Origin of the sequence: Corallococcus exercitus, assembly GCF_003611585.1 — a bacterium.
Taxonomy (GTDB): Bacteria; Myxococcota; Myxococcia; order Myxococcales; family Myxococcaceae; genus Corallococcus; species Corallococcus exercitus.
The window spans coordinates 1-655 of the sequence record NZ_RAVW01000854.1 but is presented as its reverse complement, the minus strand read 5'-3'; the positions used below and the strand labels follow the sequence as shown (position 1 = coordinate 655).

2 tRNA genes and 1 rRNA gene are annotated in these 655 nt (G+C 56.6%); all 3 read left to right on the top strand.

The annotated features are described in order from the left end of the window. Positions 1-113, top strand: a 16S ribosomal RNA gene (locus tag D7W79_RS42535); the annotation flags it as partial. A gap of 211 nt (positions 114-324) precedes the next feature. Continuing rightward, positions 325-401 (top strand) — tRNA-Ile (locus D7W79_RS42530). 47 nt (positions 402-448) lie between these two features. Further along, positions 449-521: transfer RNA gene (locus D7W79_RS42525), tRNA-Ala, on the top strand. Positions 522-655: the final 134 nt, after the last annotated feature.

The following is a 655-nucleotide window of genomic DNA, read 5'->3' as shown; positions in this document are numbered from 1 at the left end:
GTCGATTGCTCCAGAAGTCACCTCACCAAGAGGTGCCCAAGGAGTGCTCGGTAACTGGGGTGAAGTCGTAACAAGGTAGCCGTAGGGGAACCTGCGGCTGGATCACCTCCTTTCTAAGGAGACCGGGTGTTGGACTCATCCTTCGGGAGAGTAGGCAACACCAGCAGCCTTCGGGCTGTCAGGTCTAACTAGGTCAATGTTTCCGGTAAACAATCCATTATGAACTTCGGGCTTGCTGTTTGGTTTTGAAGGACCGAGCGAAGGTGTGCTCGGCTCTTTGAGAATGAAGGACGCTGTAGGGTTCGCCGATGCTTTAGCCCCCCTGGGCCTATAGCTCAGCTGGCTAGAGCGCGCGCCTGATAAGCGCGAGGTCGGTGGTTCAAGTCCACCTAGGCCCACCATTCTCCCTCACTGGAGGGACGCGAATGGGAAAGCCGACGCGAGAGTCGGGGCTGTAGCTCAGCTGGGAGAGCGCCAGCTTTGCAAGCTGGATGTCGTCGGTTCGAACCCGATCAGCTCCACAAGTTTCCTGGAAGTCGCAGGGACGTTCTTTGACAAGTGCATACGAAGGGTAAGTTGCAATTTCTGCTGAGTGAAGTTCTCAACAGAAGTGCCGACTTCGCCATGAGCTTCACCTGGCGCCGCGAGGCAGCCG